Annotated in this window: 11 protein-coding genes and 1 pseudogene; 9 read left to right on the forward strand and 3 right to left on the reverse strand. The window is 75.4% G+C overall.

Features of this window, described 5'->3' with window-relative positions:
* Nucleotides 1–36: 36 nt before the first annotated feature.
* On the reverse strand, nt 37–3,255 hold the full coding sequence (locus OG335_RS40500; RefSeq protein ID WP_405008901.1) for a type I polyketide synthase: 3,219 nt from the start codon (nt 3,253–3,255) through the stop codon (nt 37–39).
* Here OG335_RS40500 and OG335_RS40505 point away from each other — a divergent pair.
* From OG335_RS40505 to OG335_RS40520, 4 genes and pseudogenes are all read left to right on the forward strand, one after another.
* Nucleotides 3,215–5,221 (forward strand): annotated as a pseudogene (locus OG335_RS40505) (non-ribosomal peptide synthetase); the annotation flags it as partial. The gene OG335_RS40500 and the pseudogene OG335_RS40505 overlap by 41 nt on opposite strands.
* Before the next feature lie 205 nt (nt 5,222–5,426).
* Nucleotides 5,427–6,707 carry a condensation domain-containing protein gene (locus OG335_RS40510; RefSeq protein ID WP_405015272.1) on the forward strand — a complete coding sequence of 427 codons (1,281 nt, stop codon included), beginning with the start codon at nt 5,427–5,429 and terminating at the stop codon, nt 6,705–6,707.
* Nucleotides 6,704–7,111, forward strand: coding sequence for a RidA family protein (locus tag OG335_RS40515; protein ID WP_405008899.1), 408 nt, complete (start codon nt 6,704–6,706; stop codon nt 7,109–7,111). Before OG335_RS40510 ends, OG335_RS40515 begins: the two co-directional genes overlap by 4 nt.
* A gap of 88 nt (nt 7,112–7,199) precedes the next feature.
* Nucleotides 7,200–8,303, forward strand: a complete 1,104-nt coding sequence (locus OG335_RS40520; RefSeq protein WP_405008898.1) for an alpha/beta hydrolase — start codon at nt 7,200–7,202, stop codon at nt 8,301–8,303.
* Between the two features lie 150 nt (nt 8,304–8,453).
* On the opposite strand, the gene OG335_RS40525 is transcribed toward OG335_RS40520, so the two are convergent.
* Nucleotides 8,454–9,689, reverse strand: a complete 1,236-nt coding sequence (locus OG335_RS40525) for a helix-turn-helix domain-containing protein (protein ID WP_405008897.1) — start codon at nt 9,687–9,689, stop codon at nt 8,454–8,456.
* A gap of 302 nt (nt 9,690–9,991) precedes the next feature.
* Between OG335_RS40525 and OG335_RS40530 the strand changes: the two genes are divergently transcribed.
* From OG335_RS40530 to OG335_RS40550, 5 genes are all read left to right on the forward strand, one after another.
* Nucleotides 9,992–10,150: a hypothetical protein gene (locus OG335_RS40530; protein ID WP_405008896.1), complete on the forward strand. Its 159-nt coding sequence runs from the start codon at nt 9,992–9,994 to the stop codon at nt 10,148–10,150.
* A gap of 792 nt (nt 10,151–10,942) precedes the next feature.
* Nucleotides 10,943–12,001, forward strand: coding sequence for a glycosyltransferase (locus OG335_RS40535; protein WP_405008895.1), 1,059 nt, complete (start codon nt 10,943–10,945; stop codon nt 11,999–12,001).
* 155 nt (nt 12,002–12,156) lie between these two features.
* The gene (locus tag OG335_RS40540; protein ID WP_405008894.1) at nt 12,157–12,948 is read left to right on the forward strand and encodes a phytanoyl-CoA dioxygenase family protein; all 792 of its coding nucleotides are present in this window, start codon (nt 12,157–12,159) and stop codon (nt 12,946–12,948) included.
* A gap of 25 nt (nt 12,949–12,973) precedes the next feature.
* Nucleotides 12,974–14,005, forward strand: coding sequence for a polysaccharide deacetylase family protein (locus OG335_RS40545; protein ID WP_405008893.1), 1,032 nt, complete (start codon nt 12,974–12,976; stop codon nt 14,003–14,005).
* A gap of 218 nt (nt 14,006–14,223) precedes the next feature.
* Complete coding sequence (locus tag OG335_RS40550; protein ID WP_405008892.1) at nt 14,224–15,507, forward strand: D-arabinono-1,4-lactone oxidase; 1,284 nt, start codon at nt 14,224–14,226, stop codon at nt 15,505–15,507.
* Between the two features lie 68 nt (nt 15,508–15,575).
* On the opposite strand, the gene OG335_RS40555 is transcribed toward OG335_RS40550, so the two are convergent.
* Nucleotides 15,576–16,289 (reverse strand): ATP-binding cassette domain-containing protein (locus tag OG335_RS40555; RefSeq protein WP_405008891.1); only part of this gene is annotated, 714 nt, incomplete at its 5' end.

The following is a 16,289-nucleotide window of genomic DNA, read 5'->3' on the forward strand; positions in this document are numbered from 1 at the left end:
CCTCGCGTCCGGGCCGGGCCCGGGGGTGGGCGCGGCTCAGGAGACTCCCGCGGGCACCGTCTCCGTCGACCCGTGGAGCAGCCTGCGGGCCAGCTCCGTCTGGCGGCCGAGGGTGCGGCCGAGCAGCATGTCGCGCACCGGCACCCGGATGCCGAGCTCCTGCCGGATCCGGTGCGCCAGACGGGTGATCAGCAGCGAGTCCCCGCCGAGCTCGAAGAAGTCGGACGCGTCGGTGAGCCCGTCGTGACCGAGCAGTTCCCGCCAGCACCGGGTCATCAGCACGGCGACGTCGACGTCCGGGACGGTCGCGGTGCCCGCGGCCGCCGATGGGTCGGGCACCGCAGGCCCCACCGCCACCGTCACGGCAGCCGCCACCGCCACTGCGGCCTCCGCCTCCGCCGTCGCCGTCACCGCAGCCGCCGTCACCGCGCCCGGTGCGGCGGCGGTCGTCACGGCGGCGGTCGGCGCAACGGCGGCGGGGCGCGGGCGTGCCTCCGGGGCGATCCAGCGCGGCCCGGCGAAGGCGTAGCCCGGCAGGTGGACGGTGCGCCCGCCGCCGCACAGCCCGCCGGGTGCGAGGGGCAGCCCCTCCACCCAGAGGGCGCCCAGTGCGGCGAGCACCTCGGCGCCCGGCCCGGCCGTACGGTCCGGCGAGAGCGGTACGGCCGGCAGGCCCGCGGCGTCCGCCATCGCCGACAGCACCCGGCCGGGCCCGATCTCGACGGCGACGGCGCCCGGCAGTTGGGCGGCGACCGCCGCGAGTCCGTCGGCGAACCGCACCGCCCCGCGGGCCTGTCCGGCGAAGTGGCCGGGGGCGAGGACGGCCCCGGCCGGCAGGAGGCGGCCGGTGGCGTTGGCGGCGAGCGGCACCCGCAGGACCTGCGGGGACGACCCGGCGGCTGCCTCGGCGACCGCCGCGAGGGCCGGCTCGATGAGCGGCGAGTGGAAGGCGCGTGCGGTGGCGAGCCGGCGGGTGAAGGTCCGCCCGGCCAGCCAGGCCTCGAAGGCGTCGATCTCGCCGGGGGCGCCCGCGACCACGCAGGAGTCGGGGGTGTTGACCGCCGCGACCCCTACCAGGGCGCCTGCGGCGGCGATCCAGGCCAGGGCCTCGTCCTCGGTGCAGCCGAGGGCGAGCATGGCGCCTTCGGGGCAGGCCTGCATGGCCCGTCCGCGGGCGATGACGAGGCGCGCGGCGTCCGCGAGGCCGAGCGCGCCGGCGACGCAGGCCGCGGTGATCTCGCCCAGGCTGTGCCCGGCCACCGCGGCGGGGCGTACCCCGAGGTCCGCGAGCGCCGTGGCGGCCGCGTACCCGACCGCGAACAGCGCCGGCTGTGCGAGCACGGTGTCCGCCAGCGCGTCGGCGGGGGCGCCCCGGTCGAGCAGCAGCGTCCGCAGCAGGCCGGGCGTCGGCACCGTCCCGGAGCCGTCGGTGGCGCCGGAGCCTCCGGTGGCGCCGAGGCCGTCGTCGAGGGCCGCCAGGCAGTCGTCGAGGGCCTGCCGGAATCCGGGCAGCGCCTCCGCGAACGGCCGTGCCATGCCGGGGTGCTGCGTGCCCTGGCCGGGGAAGAGGAACACCGCGGGCACCGTGCCGGAGACCGGGCGCCGACCGGTGACGACGCCTTCGCCGCTGCGCAGCCGGGCCGCGACCTCCGCGCCGCCGCGTCCGGTGACCGCGAGCCGCCAGGGCAGTGCGGCCCGTCCGGTGGCCAGGGTGGACGCCACGTCCGCGAGGTCGGCCCCGGTGGTGACGAGGTGTCGGCCCGTCCGGTCGGCGGCCCGGGCCAGTGCCTCCGGGTCGGCGGCCGACAGCACCACGAGCCGCTCCCGCGGCACCTCGGCGGGCGCGGTGGGCGCGGTGGGCGCGGTGGCGGTGACCGCGGTGGCCGCGGACGACCCGGCGGCGGGTACGGCAGCGGGGGTCGGTGTGGCGGCAGGGGTGACGGGCGGGGTGACGGGCCGCAGGGGTGGCTGCTCCACGACGACGTGGGCGTTGGTGCCGCCGATGCCGAACGCGCTGACGCCGGCGCGCCGCGGCTCCGGGCCGGTCCAGGCGGCGGCCTCGCGCGGTACGTGCAGCGGCGATCCCTCGGACTCCAGCAGCGGGTTCGGTGTGGTGAAGCCGGCCACCGGGGGCACGACGCCGTGCCGGACGACCAGCAGTGCCTTGATCAGCGCGGCCACGCCCGCGGCGTTGTCGAGGTGGCCGGTGTTGGCCTTGAGCGCACCGACCGCCACCTGTCCGGGCCGGGCGCCCGCGGCGGCGAGCGCCGCGGAGGCCGCCGCCCACTCGATGGGGTCGCCGACCCGGGTGCCGGTGCCGTGGGTCTCCAGGTAGCCGACGGTCGTGCCGTCGACGTCCGCCGCGCGGAGGGCGGCGCGGATCACCGCCTGCTGCCCGCCGACCGACGGCGCGTAGTAACCGGCCTTCGCCGAGCCGTCGTTGTTGATGGCGGTGCCGAGCACCACGCCGTACGGGTCGAGGTCCTCGTCGAGGGCGTCCTGCAGTCGGCGCAGCACGACGCAGGCGACCCCCGACCCGGCGACGACGCCGTCGGCCTCGCCGTCGAACGGTCGGCAGCGGCCGGTCGGCGAGTGGATCCCTCCGGGCAGGTGGAGGTGCCCGCCCTGCGGGTACGGGATGCCGGCGGCGACGACGAGGGCCTGGTCGCAGTCGCCGTTGAGCAGGGCCTGGGTGGCGAGGTGCACGGCGACGAGGGAGGAGGAGCAGGCGGTCTGCACGGCCATGGCGGGGCCGGTCAGCCCGAGGCGGTAGGAGACCAGGCTCGCCAGGAAGTCGGGCTCCGTGCCGTGGACGGCGTCCTCCAGCGTGACGGGGTCGAGCAGGCCGCCGGCGGCCATGGCGCGGAGGTAGCCGCTGCCGGAGGCCGAGGCGTAGACGGCGGTCACGGGAGCGACGCCGAGCGGGTCGGTGCCGGCGTCCTCCAGGGCCGACCAGGCGGTCTCCAGGATGAGCCGGTGCTGGGGGTCCATCAGCTCGGCCTCGCGCGGGCTGATCCGGAAGAGCGCGGCGTCGAAGCGGTCGGCGTCGTCGAGGTGGCCGCGCACGGGCACGTAGCCGGGGTCGTCGAGCAGGACGCGGGGAACTCCTGCGTCGGCGAGGTCCTGCCGGTCGTGGCGGGTGGTGAGCACCCGCCCGGCCTTCACTGCCTCCCAGAGCGACGCCACGTCGGGGGCGTTCGGGAATCGTCCGGAGATGCCGGTGACGGCGATATCCAGGGAACGGTCGCGGACCATCGAACCACCTTCGGCTAGCGCGGTGCCCGGGCCGTCCGCGGCGCTGCGCGGGTCGGACGGCCTCCGCGGCCGGCGGGTGCCCGGCCGCGGCCCGGCCAACATTGCCAGACCGGACAAGCCTGTGGCAATATCTTGCCTTCCAGTTGGCAACATTGGTGGCCTCCGCGGTGGACTGCGAGGCCGACCGGACCCGAGGGGAGAGGTCGGCGTGCTACCTGACCCGGCATGGACCGAGGGGCGCACTTCCACCGCGCCCGACGAGGGACTGCACGAGACGTTCGCCCGCACCGCGCGGCGCCACCCGCACCGGACCGCCCTCGTCGGAACCGGCGGCCGCCTCACCTACCGGCAGCTCGACCGCACGGCCGACGCCTGGGCGGGCCGCCTGACCGCCGCCGGCGTCGTGCCGGGCGACCTCGTCCCCGTCCTGCTGCCGCGGGGCCTCGACCTCGTCACCGCCCTGCTCGCCGTGCTCAAGACCGGCGCGGCGTACGCCCTGCTCGACCCGGCCTGGCCCGCCGACCGCCTCGGCCGCGTACGGGAGTTGCTGGACCCGCCGCTGCTGATCGCCCCACCCGGCCATCCTGGCCTGCCCGGCACCGGCCAGGCCACGACGCCACCGACCGGCACGGGCCGGGAACCGCTCGTGTGGACCCCGCCGGCCGAACCGGTCGACCCGCCCGCCGGCTTCCGTCCGGTGCCCGTCGGCGGCGACGCCGCCTGCTGCGTGTTCTTCACCTCCGGCACGACCGGCCGGCCCAAGGGCGTCGTCACCCCGCACCGCGCCACCGCACGACTCTTCCCGACCGACGGCTTCGCCCGGTTCACCCCGCACTCCGTCGTGCCGCTCGCCGCCCCCACCCCGTGGGACGCCTTCTCCCTGGAGCTCTGGTCCGTCCTCCTCAACGGCGGCACCTCGCTCGTCGTGGAGGACGCCTACCTCTCCCCCGCCGCGCTGCGCGACGCGGTCACCACCCACCGGGCGGACACCGTCTGGCTCACCAGCAGCCTCTTCAACCTGGTCGTCGACGAGGACCTCGACGCCTTCCGCGGCGTCACCCAGGTGATGACCGGCGGCGAACGCCTCTCCGCCCCGCACGTCCGCCGGTTCCTGCGCCGCCACCCCGGCACCGCGCTGCTCAACGGCTACGGCCCGGTCGAGAACACCGTCTTCGCCACGACCCACCGCATCACGGAGGTCGACTGCGACCTCCCCGGCGGCATCCCGCTCGGGCGTCCCGTCCCCGGCACCCAGGTGCACGTGCTGGACGGCGACCGCCCCTGCGGCGCCGGCCGCACCGGCGAGATCTGCCTCGGCGGCGACGGCCTCGCCCTCCACTACCTCCGCGAACCCGCCCTCACCGCACGGGCCTTCGTCACGGTCGTGATCGACGGGCGCCCCCGGCGCCTCTACCGCACCGGCGACCTCGGCACGTGGGACACCGACGGCCTCCTGCACTTCCGCGGCCGCGCGGACCGCCAGCTCAAGATCCGCGGCCACCGCGTCGAACCCGCCGAGGTGGAACGGCAGATCGAGCGCCTGCTGCCCGGCGTCACCGCCTGCCGGGTGCTCGGACGGCAGACCGCGGACGGCGGCCGGGAGCTCGTGGCGTTCTGCACCCCGCAGGAACCGGGCGACCGACTGCCGGACGCCGTACGCATCCTGGACACCGCACTCGTCCCCTACCAGCGGCCCGCCGCCGTGGTCGCCGTCGGCGCCTTCCCCCGCACCCCGCAGGGCAAGCTCGACGAAGCCGCGCTCCTCGCCCTGGCCGCGGCACCCCCCGCGGCCCGCCCACGGGACGGTGCCGACCCGGACGTCGCACCCGCCACCCTCACCGACCCCGCCGACCGCGTGGTCGCCGAGGCCTTCGCCGAGGTCCTCCGGCGGGACGCCGTACCGCTCGACACCCCCTTCGTCGAGCTCGGCGGCAGCTCCCTCGGCGCCGGACGGGTCTGCGCCCGCCTCGCCGCACGCCTCGGCCGGCCCGTGCCGGTCTCCCGCCTCTACGAGCTGCCGACCGTCACCTCTCGCCGACTGGCTGCGCGCCACCGGCACTCCCCCGCAGGACGCGGCCACCGGCTCCGGTCCCTCCCCCGACCCCACCGACACACCGCTGACACCGCTGACACCGCTGACACCGCTGCAGACCGTCTACCTCACCCGGCAGATGCTCGAACCGGCCGACCTGACCGCACACTGCCTGCTCACCTGGACGATCACCGGCGACCTCGACCACGGCGCGCTGGAGGACGCCGTCGCCGACGTGCATCGCCGCCACGAACCGCTGCACAGCGGGTACTTCCTCGACCCGGCCCCGCACGCACGGCCGACGGACATCCCGCCACCGCTGCTCGACGTCCTGCCCGACCGACCGGACACCGCCGCCGCCGTCCGGGCGCTCCGCACCGAACTCGCCGACGAACTCGCCCTGGACGAAGGTGAGGTGTGGCGCACGGCGCTGGTGCCGGTGAGGCCCGCAGGCGCGCCCGACGGACCGCGCACCGCGGTGTTCGGCTGCGTCGTGCACCACATCGCCTTCGACGGATGGTCGGAGTCCGTCCTCGCCCGGCACCTCGCCGACGCCTACGCCGAACGCACGGCCGCCACCGTCCATGGCCCGCAGGCCGATGCGGAGCCGCCCCGGCCTGCGCCCGGCCTGGCGGAGGTCCACGCCGAACGCCTCCGCCACGCCCGGCACGCCGGGCCGCGCGACCGCCACGAGTCGTACCTGCGCGACGAGTTGAAGGGTCTCCCGGCCCTGCCCTGGCCCTCCGCCGACGGGACCCGCGACGCCACGGGTCCGGGCCGGGTGGAGGCCCGCCTCACCGCGGCCCAGCTCGCCGGCGTCGACGCCCTGGCGACGGACGCGGGCACGACCCGGTTCGGCGCCCTGCTCGCGCACTGGGCCGCGGCCCTGGCCGAGACCACCGGTGCGCGGGACTTCGGGGTCGGCGTACCCGTGGCGCAGCGCGACTCGCCGATCCTCGCCGGTGCCGTCGGCTGCCACATCGAGATGCTCTGCCTGCGGCTGCGCGGCACCGCGCTCGACGGCGGCACGACCGGCGCACGGGAGACCGGCCGCACGGTGGCCCGCGCACTCGCCGCCCAGGACGTGCCGTTCGCCGACGTGCTGCGACTCACCGAGCCGCGACGCACCGGTCGGCCACCCCTCTACCAGGTGCTGTTCGCCCTCCAGGACAACGCCGCACCCCGGCTCGGACTCCCCGGCCTGCACACGGCGTTCCTCCGGCAGCCGTACCTGGAGCTGCCGCTCGAACTCCACACCGAGCTCTGGCCCGACGACGACGGCGGCATGCGCCTGGAGGTGGCCTTCCGTCCGGACGCCGTCGCGGAGTCCACCGCCCGGGAGCTCGCCGACCGCTTCACCGGCCGTCTCACGGCCCCCGCACCGCACGCGGCCCCTCTCTCCCCAGGAGTACCGGCATGACCAGACTCACCCACATCTCCGCACCCGCGGGCGTCGCGCCCAGCGACGGCTACACGCACGTGGTGACCGGCCCTGGCCGGCTGGCCGCCGTCGCCGGACAGCTGCCCTTCGACGAGAAGGGCTCCCTCGTCGGCGAGGGCGACCCCGCCGCCCAGGCCCGGCAGGTCTTCACCAACATGCGGGCCTGTCTGGCCGCGGCCGGGGGCACCTTCGACGACGTCGTCAAACTGACCGTCCACCTCACGGACATGGCGCACCTGACCGAGGTGCTCGCCGTCCGCGACGAGTTCATCGACACCGAGCGCCCGCCGGCCAGCACCGTCATGCAGGTGGCGGCGCTGTTCCTGCCCGAACTCCTTCTGGAGGTCGACGCGTTGGCGATCCTCGCGGACGACGCGCCCTGAACCGCGGCACAACCCCCCAGCCGCTGCCGATGCCGCTTCCGCTTCCGCCCACCGCACCGCGTCCCCGACCGTCCACGGCAGGAGTGCCATGACCGACCTCGCCGCCCCCACCGGGCACAGCACCTCCACCGACCCCGGCACCGCGACCGACCGCGGCAACCCCGCCCTCGGCGACCCCACCGACACCGTCACCGACACCCGTACGGCGGCGGCCCGCACCGCCGGCGGCGCCCCGCCGCCGTTCGACCGCGAGCTGGCGCAGCCGCTCGCGGCGATCCTCGCCGACCTCGCGATGCCGCTGACTCCGGCGCTGATCCCGGACCGTCGCCGCCGCAGCGCGGCCGGCCGGCTCACCGACGCACAGATCCTCCGCGGCGGCGCCTTCACCCTGGAGCACCTGGAGGTACCCGCCGCGCACGGCAGGCCCGCGATCCCCCTGCTGCTGTGCCGGCCGACCGCCGTCGACGTGCCGCGGGGCGTCGTCCACCACACGCACGGCGGCGGGATGGTGGCCGGCAGCCACCGCAGCACCGAGCTCGCCGGGGAGCTCGACCGGGCCGGGGAGCTCGGCCTGGCCGTGCTGTCCGTCGACTACCGGCTCGCGCCCGAACACCCCGACCCGGTGCCGGTGGAGGACTGCTACGCCGCGCTGCTCTGGCTGGCGGACCACGCCGTACGGCTGGGCCTGCCGGCCGACCGGATCGTGCTCAGCGGCAACAGCGCGGGAGGTGCGCTGGCCGCCGGCCTCGCCCTGCTCTGCCGTGACCGCGGCGGGCCCCGGCCGGCCGGGCAGCTGCTGCAGTTCCCGATGCTCGACGACCGTTCCGACAGCTTCTCCGCCCGGCAGATGGCCCGGGTCGGTCTCTGGGACGGCCTCTCCAACCGCGCGGGCTGGACGGCACTGCTCGGTGACCGCCGGGGTACGGACGCCGTCACGCCGTACGCCGCGCCCGCGCGGGCCCACGATCTCGCGGGGCTGCCCCCGGCGTTCCTGGAGGTCGGCTCGGTGGAGGCGCTGCGCGACGAGGGCGTCGCCTACGCCTCGCGCCTCTGGCGGGCGGGTTGCGAGGCTGAACTCCACGTCTGGGCCGGGGCGTTCCACAGCTTCGACGAATGGGTGCCGTCGGCGGTGGTCTCGCGGAGCGCGCACGCCGCCCGGGTGGCGTGGCTGCGGCGGGTCCTGGAGCTCTGAGCGCGCGGGCGGCACGACGTACGGCCGACGGCGGTCCCCCGTCCGGGTGGGGGACCGCCGTCGGCCTGCCGTCGTGCCGTGATGCCGTGATGCCGTGATGCCGTGATGCCGTGATGCCGCGGGTGGGTGCCGCGGGTGCGCGGCGCCGACTCAGGGGGCGGGGACGGGCCGGCCCTGGTGGAGCTCCTCCAGGGCCTCCGCGAGGATGCGCCAGATGTCCGCGGCGAGGTCGATGTTGGAGCTCTGACGGGCCTCCTCGCCCAGCTCCTTCAGCCGGCCGAGCCCTTCGGCCTCCCTGCCCTCCAGGAGCAGCAGGCGGCTGTCGAGGATGCCCAGGCGCACCTGGTCGCGGTAGACCAGGAGGAGTTCGTCCCGGCTGAGTTCGTCGTGCGCCCGGCGGGCGTCGTCGAACCGCCCCTCGTGGAAGGCGAGGTAGGCCTGCAGGGTGAGCAGTTCCTGCCGCAGGACGGGCGTGCCGACGAGGGAGAGCGCCGTCCCGGCCTCCTGCAGGCAGTCCCGGCCGCGGTCGACCATGGGCGGCTTGGTCTGGAGGTAGAGGGAGGCGGCGGCGAGCCGCAGCCGCACCCACAGGGTGAGGTCGACCCTGCTCTCCAGGCCGAGCATCGCGCGCTCCAGGTAGTCGCGGGCGCCGTCGTGGTCGCCCTGCCGGGAGCGGACGGTGGCCGCGGACCACAGCGCCTCGGTGCGTGCCACGTCCGACCCGCCGCGTTCCGTGAGCCGGACGAGCTCGTCGACGTGCGCCCGGGCGTCGGGCAGCTGACCGGCCTCGGCCTCGGCGGCGACGAGGGTCTGGAGCGCCGCTCCGGTGTCGGAGACGGAGAGCTTCGCCTCGGAGGCGAGCTGGTAGGCGCGGGAGGCCACGCCGATGGCGCGGGCCACCTCGCCGGTCGACCGGAGCAGCCGGGCGAGCTGTGCCCAGGCGCGGCACTGCAGCTCGGGCAGGCCGAGTTCGTCGGCGATCCGGGCGAGCTCCTCCAGGCAGGCGCGCTCCTCGGAGTGCCGGCCCTGGCGCCGCCAGTAGCGGAAGACCACCCACAGGGCCTGCCAGCGCGAGAGGAGGTCGGCTCCCGGGGCGCGGTTCAGTGCGGTGATGAGGGCTTCGATCGCCTCGTCGCTGTCCGTGGACGTCGCGATGGAGAGGGCCTGGGCCAGTGAGCCGCCGCTGGCGGGCACGTCGAAGGCGGACCGGTCGACGCCGAACCGGTCGGCGAGGTAGGCCACCACGCGATCGGTCGGTTGCCGCGCTCCCGATTCCAGTCGCGACAGGTATCCGGTCGAGATTTCGTCGCCCGCGAGGGCGGCCTGCGAGAGGCCGCGCTCCTGCCTCAACTCCCTGAGGCGACGGCCGAAAAAGGGCTGCTCCATCATGCTGATCCCACAATCCACACGGATTCAGTTTCGGTCAGACGGTCAGCCCCCTGCGGGGGGCCTGCAGGGACATGCCGGGAGCCTCACCACTGTGCCAGAGGCAACTGTAATGGGCTGACACCGTTTCTGGCAATTGTGCCCGCACACGCTAGGCAAGTGATCTTCACCACAGAGTGACACCTTGTCACTAATTTGACATCTTTCAGGCAAGGACTTGCCAACGATCTTTTCCCGCGACTAGTTTTTCTTCTCGTACCAACGGATGCACCGATCCCTGCCCCTCCTCGACTGGAGCCGTCATGCGCAAGTACATCGGAACCGCCTCCGCCGCCGCCCTCGCCACCCTCCTGCTGGCCCTCCTGGTCGCCGCCCCGTCGAGCGCGGCGATCCAGGCGCCGGGAGGCGCCTCGACCGTCGTCCTCGCCGGCGACGGCCTGGACGACATCGACTGGCCGTGACACGACGGACACGCACGACCCCCGCGCCGTGCGGGCCGCGTCCCGCACGCACCTCCCGTCCGCCGCGCCGCCCGGTCGGCCCGGGTCCTCGGACCCCGGACGCCCGGAACCTGTGACGGTCGGCCGGCGGACTTCTCCCGGGTGAATCGGCACCTTTCCTCGCCGCACTCCCGCAGGGATCTTGACTAAACTTGTCAACGATTTGCCATAGCGGCATTCCGGGCTCCGGGTGAGCGCGGCCAATCGGGAGAACGCTCTCCCAGCTTTCCGCCAACGCCTGTGTTCTGCCCTGCACCGAAAAACCGCGTCGGCGGTCTCGAACCGACCGCCCGGCTCGTCGCGGGCGACCGTCCCACAGGCCCCATCAGGCCCACGGAAGCACCCATTTCGGACCTGCGGCGCTGCGGCCGGCCATGCCCGAACGAGAGAGCGCTTTCCCATCCGCCTTCCGTCCCGGTCCGGCCACGACCCGGCCCCGTGTTCCAGCCCCGTTCCAGTCCCGACCCGGCCCCGTGTTCCAGCCCCGTTCCAGTCCCGACCCGGCCCCGACCCGGCCCCGTTCCGACACCGTTGCGCGGGCGTCCCCGCGGGGCCGTACCGACCCGGCGGACCGCCTGGTCCGACCGTGCGTCAGGCCGACCGCCGCGCGTCGGTCGAGCCGTCGGACCGGTGGCCGAGCCGTCGGGGTCCGGTGGTCGGACCGTCAGGCCGCCGAACCGGCACACCCCGCAGAGCCGGCAGCCGCCGAGAACACGCCCGGCCGGCCGTCAACCCCTCCTCGAAGGAGAACCCATGCCCCTGACCGCGCACGACCCGGTGGGCACGCCCACCGTCGCCGTGATCATCCCCGTCCTGAACGGGGCCGCGCACATCGACCACGCGCTGGCCTCCCTCGTCACCCAGACCGTCCCGCCGACCGAGGTCGTCGTCGTCGACGACGGTTCGGACGACGACACGTACGAGCGCGCCGGCCGCTGGACCGACCTGCTGCCGCTGCGCGTCATCCGCGGCGAGCACCGGGGCACCTGGCACGCCCGGCAGACCGCCATCGCGGCGACCGGCTCCGAACTCGTCCTCCAGCTCGACGCGGACGACATGCTCCTGCCGGGTGCCGTCGCCGCCATGACCAAGGCGTACGCCGAGCGTCCCGGGCTGATCGCGCCCCGCCGGCTGCTGCTCGTCGAGAACGAGACGGAGGACATCCCGCGGCCGGTCACCGAGCGCCTGCCGGACTCCGACGACCAGTACGCCTACATGCTGGTGCGCAACTACCTCGGCGTCGGCTGCCTCTACAGCCGCAAGGACTACGAGGCGGTCGGCGGCTACCGGCCGTGCCGGTACGCGGAGGACTGGGACCTGTGGCTGCGGTTCGCGGCCGCCCGCATCCCCGTGTCGCTGCCGATCGAGCCGACGTACGTCTACCAGATGCACAGCGGCAACCTGTCCAGCAACATCGACATCGGCGCGACCGACCTGGAGATCCTCGGCCGTTTCCTGGAGGACGGCGACGCGCACCACCGTCTGATCGCCAAGCTGGCGTACCTCCAGCGCGCCGGACTCCCCTACGTGGAGAGCCTGGAGGAGCGCGCCCCCGCGGACTCCCCCGTCGCCGTCGCCGCGGCCGGGCTGTCCGAGGGCGACCCCGTCGAGGTGCGGTACGACCGCGACCTCGGGTACGTCCTCGTCGGCCACGCGGCGGACACCGGTGACCGCCGCCTGGTGGTCCTCTCCCCCGACGGGCAGCGGCGGCTGCGGTCCGTCGTGCTGCCCACGGGGCTCCTCGAGTCGAACGAGACCGACCCCGTGCACCACTGGGAGGGCTGCGACCTCACCTGGTGGGGCTGGCACTGACACCGGCCGCCCCGCCCCCGTACGGCACCGCCCCTGACGTCTCGGCGGTCGGCCTGCGACGCTCCGGGCCCGCCGAGGGCCCGTCCGCGCACCGGGCCCGCCGCGGCCGCGCCGCCCGCCGAGGGACACCGAACGCAACAGAGCGGAGTACGCCCATGACCCCTCAGACGTTACTGCCCCTCAGGTCCACCGACCTCGACCGGTTCACGGAGGACGGCTACCTCGTCCTGCCCGGGTTCCTCCCCGACGAGCTGGCCGGTCGGCTCCGGCGGGAGGCCGACCACTGGGTCGACGACGGCCTGCGGGCCCGGTCGATCGCCGCGGTGCTCGACCCCGACGCGCACGGCGCCCCGCCGGTCGTCGAGGTGGAGCTGCCCGCCCACGGCGAACTCGTCGGGCACCCGCCCCTGCTGGAGCTGCTCGCCGGGCTGATGGGCCCGTCGTTCGCCTTCCACCACCTGCACAGCGACCGGCAGGCCCCGGACACCCCGGGCAAGGCCTGGCACCACGACTACGAGCAGCGGCCGCAGACCGACCGGCGGTACGCGATGATCCACACCCTGCACTACCTCGACGGCCTCGACCGCGGCACGTCCTCGCTGGCCGTGCTGCCCGGCTCGCACCGGGAGGTGGCCGACAAGGACGCCCGTGCCGGGCTCGGCACCCGGGAGCTGCCGGGCGAGGTGGTCATCGACCGGCTGCCGCCCGGGTCGACGGTCGTGCTGCACTCGGCGCTCTTCCACGCCCGGCGCCGCCGGCCCGGATCGGCGGGCAAGGACCGCTACTTCGTCGACGCCTCCTACTGCGAGACCGGCCGGCTCTGGCCGCCCGTCAAGCCGTACTGGCGCTCCGTGCTGCGCAGAGCGCAGGACCTCGGCCTCGACCACGGCCGGTGGCCCGAGCTCTTCGCCGAGCGCCACTTCACCGAGTACACCCGGCCGGCCTGAGCCGCTGCCCCGACGGAGGTACAGGATGTTGTACTCAGGAGTCTCCTGGGGCGCCACCGGCTTCGAGGTCGACACCGTCGGCCCCGACGGCGGACGCGTGCTGCCCCGGATGCAGTTCGCCGCGGGCCGGGCCGATGAGATGATCGCGTACCTGCGCGGCATCCGGGGCCCGCACGCCACCGTGGTGGAGAGCACCAACGGGATCCTCGACGGCCGCATGATGGCGGCCGGCCTGGAGGTGTTCCGGGCGGACGAGGACGCCCTGCCCCGACGGCCGTCGTTCGGGTCCGTCCCGGCCGTCGACGTCGCGCACGCCGCGGCCCGCGCCCCGGCCGCGCTCACCCGGCTGGTCCGCAACCGCGGCACCCAGACCGGGCGCGAGCCGCTGCTGGAGCGGTGGATCGCCTCCGCCGCCGACGCGACGGCCCGGATGTCCGCCGCGGGCCGCTGCCTCGACCACGGGCCCCGCGAGCGCCGGGAGATCGCGCTGACCTTCGACGACGGCCCGCTGCCGCCCTACACCGGGCGGATCCTCGACGTGCTGGAGCGGTACGGCGTGCCGGCGACCTTCTTCTGCGTGGGCATGAACGCCGGCGCGTACCCGGAGGAGGTCCGGCGGATCCGCGCACAGGGCCACGGGCTGGCGAACCACACCTGGTCGCACCCGTTCCTGCCGGAGCTCACCCGCCCGGAGCTGGTCGAGCAGCTCGCGCGCACCCGCGACCGGATCGCCGAGGTGTCGGACGGCCCGGCGCCCACGCTGTTCCGGCCGCCGTACGGCGCACGCACCCCCGAGGTGGTGCGGTGGCTCACCGAGGAGGACGCCCGCGTCGTGCTCTGGGACGTCGCCCCGGACGACTGGGCGATGCCCGGCGCGGACTTCATCGCCGACACCGTCCTCGCCGAGGCCCGCCCGGGGTCGGTGGTGCTCCTGCACGACGGCGGCGGCGACCGGTCGCAGACGGTCGAGGCGCTGCCCGCCGTCATCGAGGGCCTGCTGGAGCGCGACTACCGCTTCGTCCTCGTCGACGACATGGTGACGGCGCCGGTCGGCTGACCCGCGCCCCGCACGGCACGCGGCGGGGCCGGGTGGGGGAGCCCGAACGAGCGGCACTCCCCCACCCGGCCCCGTGCTGCCGGAACCCCGCACGTGCAGCCGCGGGCCGTCCGCCGCCCCGTACCTGCCCCCCGTGCCTGCCCCGCGTACCTGCCCCGCGTATCTGCCCCCGTATCTGCCCCCGTGCCCGTACCCGTACCGATCGGAGTGATCACGCCATGGAGTCCCTCCCGACCACGAACTGGGCCGGCAACGTCGCCTTCGGCGCCGAGCGCACCCACCGGCCGCGCGACCTCGACGAGCTGCGCCGGCTCGTCGCCGGCTCGGCCCGGATCAGAGCGCTCGGCAGCGGCCACTCGTTCAGCCGGGTCGCCGCCGCGCCCGGCGACCTCGTCGTGCTCGACGGGCTGCCGGCCGCCGTCGACGTGGACACCGACCGCTCGACGGTCCGCGTGCCGGCGGGCCTGCGCTACGCCGAACTCGCCGTCGCCCTGCACCGGTCCGGCCTCGCCCTCGGCAACCTCGCGTCGCTGCCGCACATCTCCGTCGCCGGGTCGGTGGCGACCGGCACGCACGGTTCCGGCGACGCCCGCCGCTGTCTGGCCGCCGCCGTGACGGGCCTCCAACTCGTCGGCCCGGAGGGCGACCTCGTCGAGCTGGACCGCGCCACCGCACCGGACACCTTCCCCGGGTCGGTCGTCGCACTCGGCGCGCTCGGCGTCGTCACCCGTCTCACCCTGGAGGTCGAACCCGCGTACACGATGGCGCAGCGCGTCCGGGTGGCGGTACCCCTCACCGAGGTCGCCGACCGCTTCGACGCAGTCCTCGGCGCCGCCGACAGCGTCAGCGTGTTCACGGACTGGCGCGGCCCGGAGGCCCAGGTCTGGCTCAAGCGGCGTACCGACGGCAGCGGCAGTCACAGTGATAGCAGCAGTGACAGCGGCAGCGGCTGGGAGGGCGGCCGGGCGGCGGACCGCCCGCTCAACCCCGTGCCGGGCATGCCGCCGGAGCACAGCACCGAGCAACTCGACGTGCCCGGGCCGTGGTTCGAGCGGCTTCCGCACTTCCGCCCGGAGCTGACGCCCGGCGCGGGGGAGGAGCTGCAGTCGGAGTACTACCTGCCGCGGGAGGCGGCGCCCGCCGCGTTCGAGGCGCTGCGCGACATCGGCGACCTGGTCGCGCCGGCGCTGCACGTCGCGGAGGTCCGGACGGTCGCCGCCGACGATCTGTGGCTCAGCCCCGCGTACCGGCGGCCCACGGCGACCTTCCACTTCACGTGGGTCCGCGACGCCGCCGCCGTCGCACCGGTGATCGCGGCGGTCGAGGAGCGGCTGATACCGCTGGGCGGCCGGCCGCACTGGGGCAAGCTCACCGGCCTGGCCCCGGACGAGCTGGCCGCGCGCTACGAGCAGGCCGGCGAGTTCGGACGGCTGGCGCGGAAACTCGACCCGGCCGGGAAGTTCCGCAACGCGTTCCTCGACGCCCTGCTCGGCGACGGCTGACCCGTGCGGGTGGCCACCGGGCGGTGCGGCAGCGGGTGTCGCACCGCCCGGTGGGAGCGACGGCGCGGTCAGCCGCCGACGTACGCCGCGAGGTGCTCGCCGGTGAGGGTGGAGCGGGCGGCGACGAGGTCGGCGGGTGTGCCCTCGAAGACGATCCGGCCGCCGTCGTGGCCGGCGCCGGGGCCGAGGTCGATGATCCAGTCGGCGTGCGCCATGACGGCCTGGTGGTGCTCGATGACGATCACCGACTTGCCGGAGTCGACGAGCCGGTCGAGGAGGCCGAGCATCTGCTCGACGTCGGCGAGGTGGAGGCCGGTGGTCGGCTCGTCCAGGACGTACACGCCGCCCTTGTCGGCCATGTGGGTGGCCAGCTTGAGCCGCTGCCGCTCGCCGCCGGACAGCGTGGGGAGCGGCTGGCCGAGGGTGAGGTAGCCGAGCCCGACGTCCGCGAGCCGGTCGAGGACGGCATGCGCGGCCGGGGTGCGGGCCTCGCCGGTGCCGAAGAACTCCTCGGCCTCCGCCACCGACATGGCGAGCACCTCGCTGATGTCGCGGCCGCCGAGGCGGTACTCCAGCACCGAGGCCTGGAACCGCTTGCCCTCGCAGTCGTCGCAGGGGGAGGCCACACCGGCCATCATCGCCAGGTCGGTGTAGACGACGCCCGCGCCGTTGCAGGTGGGGCAGGCGCCCTCGGAGTTGGCGCTGAACAGCGCCGGCTTCACGCCGTTGGCCTTCGCGAACGCCTTGCGGATCGGTTCGAGCAGCCCGGAGTACGTCGCCGG

This window comes from Kitasatospora sp. NBC_01539 (genome assembly GCF_045040525.1).
In the GTDB taxonomy this organism is placed as follows: domain Bacteria; phylum Actinomycetota; class Actinomycetes; order Streptomycetales; family Streptomycetaceae; genus Kitasatospora.